The 4,984-nt window shown below is 72.7% G+C and carries 3 protein-coding genes; 2 read left to right on the top strand and 1 reads right to left on the bottom strand.

All coding sequences use genetic code 11. The features are described from left to right. The coding region (locus tag AC13HU_RS31935; protein ID WP_483045466.1) for a trypsin-like serine peptidase at positions 1-1,081 on the bottom strand (1,081 nt) is incomplete at its 3' end. Between the two features lie 201 nt (positions 1,082-1,282). On the opposite strand from AC13HU_RS31935, the gene AC13HU_RS31930 reads away from it, so the two are divergent. Continuing rightward, positions 1,283-2,737 (top strand): diaminobutyrate--2-oxoglutarate transaminase family protein, encoded by a 1,455-nt coding sequence (locus tag AC13HU_RS31930; RefSeq protein WP_483045467.1) that lies wholly within the window; start codon positions 1,283-1,285, stop codon positions 2,735-2,737. Between the two features lie 259 nt (positions 2,738-2,996). Then, positions 2,997-4,820, top strand: a complete 1,824-nt coding sequence (locus tag AC13HU_RS31925; protein ID WP_483045465.1) for an IucA/IucC family protein — start codon at positions 2,997-2,999, stop codon at positions 4,818-4,820. Positions 4,821-4,984 lie beyond the last annotated feature (164 nt).

Raw genomic sequence — 4,984 nt, 5'->3', positions numbered from 1 at the left:
ACGTGTTGCTGACCAGCCCCTCCTTGCCGTCCGGCATCGTGGCGAACCACCCGCCACCGGAGGCGCCACCGGTCATCGTGCAGCCGAGCCGGTACTCCGTCGGTGCCGAGGTGAGCAGCGACAGCCGACCCGGCTTGCCCTGGCAGGCGTACATCCGCTGCCCGTCGTACGGTGCCTCCGCCGGGTAGCCCCATGCGCCGATGGTCTTGATCTGCGTCGTCGAGGGAGCGTCGAACCACACCGGCATCGCTGCCCCGACCGTCTCCTGCAGCGACTTGCCGCCGGAGCCCTTCGCGGGCGTCACGTGCAGCACCGCGAAGTCGTACGGCGAACCGCCACCGCCCTGCTCGGAACCGGAGCCGATCCACTCGTCCGAGGTGCCGGCCCAGTCCGCCCACCACACGCCGTACGGCGCGAGCTTGTCCACGCCCGCGTTCGCCAGCGCGGCCGCGCTCTGGCCGCTGTCGTTGTAGTCGGGCACGAAGGCGATGTTGCGGTACCAACCACCGTTCTTGCCCGCGTGCACGCAGTGACCGGCCGTCCACACCAGGTTCGACTTGCCCGGGTGCGCCGGGTCGTCCACCACCGTGGCCGAGCAGACCATCGGCCCCTTCGGGCTGTCGAAGAAGAGCTTGCCGACCGCTGGTGCGTTGTCGTGGTAGGGCGTACCGACCTTCCTGGCCGCCTCGGGTGCGGGTACCGGGTCGGTCTTCCCCTGGTCGGCGGGCACATCCGCGGGCACCTGCTTGTCGTCCTGATCGGCGCCCTTCATCCGGTCGTTGCTCCACAGACCGTCGATCACCGGGTTGACGAAATCCTGGGCCTTGCGCAGCCAGGACGACTTGTCCCAGTTCTTCCAGCCGCCGTCCTTGTACGCCTGCTCCCACTTCTTCAGGTCGCCGAGGCTCGTGGGCAGTGACTTGGGCAGCTTGGGCAACGAGTTCTTGGCCGCCGCGGCGGTGCTCGGCGAAGTCGTCGCCTTGGCGTCGTCATTGCTCCCTGACGGCCCGCACGCGGTGACCGCGCCCGCGAGAAGTACGGCGGCCGCCACGGCGATCAGCGGCCTGCGTATCGATGGCATGGACGTATGTCCCCCTGATTCGTGCGTTCGTGGGTCGTGTGCTGCCTGATTCATTGACGGCGCCGGAGCTGTGGGCGGTTCCGCGCGGGAAAGTCCGGCGACGGCCCGTGATCGGTCGGTGACCGCGTCGTTAGTACGGATGGGGGATAGACGGACGGAACGCCGAGCAGGAGGAGAGCACACGTGGCGGCCACTTCGAGCGTGCCGGGACAACTTACGGCACCCGCCGAAGACTTCGGTTCGGGGGAGGCGATCCTGCGCAGACAGGCGCAGCGCGAGTCCGCGGCGCGCACGTACGCGCGGTCGTTGCCCGTGGTGCCGGTCCGGGCCCGCGGGATGACCGTCGAGGGCGCAGACGGCCGCCGCTACCTGGACTGCCTTTCGGGCGCAGGCACACTGGCGCTCGGCCACAACCATCCGGTCGTCCTGGAGGCGGTCAGGCGGGTGCTGGACTCCGGTGCGCCCTTGCACGTCCTGGACCTCGCCACGCCCGTGAAGGACGACTTCACCACGGCCTTGTTCGAGACGTTGCCGCCTGCGCTCGCCGATCACGGCCGGATCCAGTTCTGCGGCCCGGCCGGCACCGACGCGGTCGAGGCGGCCATCAAGCTCGCCCGGATCGCCACCGGCCGGACCGGTCTGCTCGCCTTCTCCGGCGCCTACCACGGCATGACTGCGGCGGCTCTCGCGGCCACCGGCGACACCAACGCCCGCGCCACCGCCGAGGGGGACGCGCGCGTCACCCGGCTGCCCTACCCGTACGACTACCGCTGCCCGTTCGGAACCGGAGGCGAGCAGGGGGCGGAGCTGTCCGCGCGGCTGACGGCCAGTCTGCTCGACGACCCCAAGGGCGGCGTGCAGCAGCCCGCGGCGATGCTGCTGGAGTCCGTCCAGGGCGAGGGCGGCGTCATTCCGGCACCGGATGCCTGGCTGCGCCGGATGCGGGAGATCACCGCGGCCCGCGGTATCCCGCTGATCGCCGACGAGGTGCAGACCGGAGTCGGCCGTACCGGCACGTTCTGGGCGGTCGAACGCAGCGGCATCGTGCCGGACGTCATGGTGCTGTCCAAGGCCATCGGCGGCAGCCTCCCGCTCGCGGTGATCGTCTACCGGGAGGAGCTGGACACCTGGCACCCAGGCGCCCATGCCGGCACCTTCCGCGGCAACCAGCTCGCCATGGCCGCGGGCACCGCCACGATCCGCTACGTGGCGCGCAACGCGCTCCACGAGCGTGCCGAGGAGGTCGGGTCCCGCATGCTGCGCCGGCTGCGCGCTCTGGCCGCTCACCATGCCTGCATCGGCGACGTACGCGGCCGCGGCCTGATGATCGGCGTCGAACTCGTCGACGCCGGCGCCGAGCCCGACGACTACGGGGCGCTGCCGGCCGCGCCCCGCCTCGCCACCCGCGTCCAGCAGGAGGCCCTGCGGCGCGGCCTGATCATCGAACTGGGCGGTCGGCACGCCAGCGTCGTACGGCTGCTGCCGCCGCTGACGATCACCGACGAGCAGGCCGAAGCCGTACTGGACCGGCTCGCCGACGCGATCGCCGCCGCCGACGCGCCCGAAGCCGGCGGCCGCGGTGGCGCCACCGGCGGGCGGGCCAGGGGGATCGACGCCTTGCGCACGGGCAACTCCCAGCCGGCAGGCACCCCGTGAGGCCGCCCGCCGCATCGCGAGCGAAGCACCGCACTGACGCGCGGCGCCGTACCCGTTGCTTCACCCGCCTGCTCCGGACCACTTCACGACCCGACTGCCGCGGCGGGGCGCAGCAACGGTGTGCCACCGCGTGCCACGCCGCGGTACAGCCCCGGCGCACCGCGCCGCCACGCCGAGGCACACCGACGAACCAAGGCACATCACCCCCGCCGCCGTACAGCACCGCCGCACCGCCGTACCGACAAGTGAGGCCCCTGGCATGACCGCACCCGTGGACCCCGCCGGCACCGACCGCCATGACACCGCCACCTCTGTGCCACCCCAGCGGGCACGCACCCCCCGGGTCGTGACCGGCCCCGACCCGCTGGCGCGCGACGAGCCGTACGCCGTGGCCGACGCGGCCGGCACCGAGGCGCTGCTGCGCTGCTGGACCCGCGAGAAGAACCTGGCGAAGCCGGCCGACGGGCTGCTGCGGGTGCCGCTGGCGGCGGCGGGCACCGTGGCCGGCGCGGTCGTCCACCACTGGTCCGCCACCGGCCACCACCGCTTCGGGCCCGCCCGGCTCACCACCGCCGACCAAAGGCCGCTGACCGCGGTCGAACTCGCCGCGCTGCTGGCCCGGGAGAGCGGCGCCGATCCGGCAGAGGGCGCCGACCTGGTCGCCAGGGTGGCCGACTCGGTACGCCGGACCGCTGTCTTCGTCACCGACCGGCGGGAACGTCCCGGGCACAGCGATCCCGAACTGCCGTTCCTCGACTCCGAGCAGGCGTTGATTCTCGGTCACCCGCTGCACCCGACGCCCAAGAGCCGCGACGGCCTGGGCGACGCCGAGACGGCGGCCTACTCGCCCGAGTTGCGCGGTGCGTTCCCGCTGCACTGGTTCGCGGTGGACCACTCGCTGCTCGGCACCGACTCGGCGTGGACCGAACGAGGCAGGCCGGTCCCCGCGCCCGATCTGCTCACGGCGCTGGCCGGGCCCGGTCTGGCACTGCCCGCGGGGACCGCGCCGCTTCCGCTGCACCCGTGGCAGGCGCGCGAGGTGCGCCACCGGCCCGCCGTACGGGAACTGTTCGACGCCGGGCTGCTACACGACCTCGGCCCCATCGGGGACGCGTGGCACCCCACCTCGTCGGTCCGCACCGTCTATCAGCCTGGCGTACAGGTCATGCTGAAGCTGTCGCTGGCCCTGCGCATCACCAATTCCCGCCGGGAGAACCTCCGCAAGGAGCTGCTGCGTGGCACCGAGGTGCACCGGCTGCTGCGCAGTGGCCTGGCCGCCCGCTGGCATGAGGCGTATCCGCGCTTCGACATCGTCCGCGACCCCGCATGGCTGGGCGTGGACGACAGGGACGGCAGCCCGGTGGCCGGCCTGGACGTCGCCTTGCGGCACAGCCCGTTCGGTCGCGGCGCGCAGGCGCACTGCGTGGCCGGGCTGACCTCGCCGCGGCCGTGGCCGGGAGTGCCCGCGCCTGCTCTCGCCTCCCGGCTCGCGGTGCTCGTCGGCCGCCTGGCCGAGCGCAGCGGACGGCCGGGGACCGCGGTCGCCACCGAGTGGTTCCTGCGCTACCTCGACGAGGTGGTCCGGCCGGCGCTGTGGCTGGACGGTGAGGCGGGCATCGCCCTCGAGGCGCACCAGCAGAACACGCTTGTCCTGCTCGACGCCGACGGCTGGCCGCGCGGCGGCCGCTACCGCGACAACCAGGGCTACTACTTCCGCGAGTCGCACCGCGGCGCGCTGGAGCGGCAACTGCCCGGCATCGGCGCACACAGCGACACCTTCGTCGCCGACGAGGTGGCCGACGAGCGCTTCGCCTACTACCTCGGCATCAACAACGTCCTCGGCCTGATCGGCGCCTTCGGGGCGCAGCGGCTCGCCGACGAGGAAGTGCTGCTCGCTGCCTTCCGCCGCTTCCTCACGGGCGTGGCGGACGGCTCCAGCAGCCTTCCCGAGCGCCTGCTGTACAGCCCGCACTTGCGCTGCAAGGCCAATTTGCTGACCCGGCTGCACGGAATGGACGAACTCGTCGGGCCCGTCGACACCCAGTCCGTGTACGTCGCCCTGCCCAACCCGCTGGCCCGCTGAGCGGCGGCACCGCACCGCCGCCGACCGGCCTCTACGCCCCGCCCGCGCGGCCCTTCCGCGCCCGACCGGGACAGGAAGGAGTTCCGTTGCCATCCGCCGACTCCAGTACCGAGGACACTCTCGACCTGAAACTTCCACCGGAAGTCCTCGCGCTGTTCGCGGAC

Source organism: Streptomyces sp. NH27 (assembly GCF_056859195.1).
This window is presented reverse-complemented; position numbering and strand designations above follow the sequence as displayed.

What these genes read in the sequence shown, in the direction of transcription:
- AC13HU_RS31925 (WP_483045465.1), top strand. Translation starts at nt 2,997, where the DNA reads ATGACCGCACCCGTGGACCCCGCCGGCACCGACCGCCATGACACCGCC.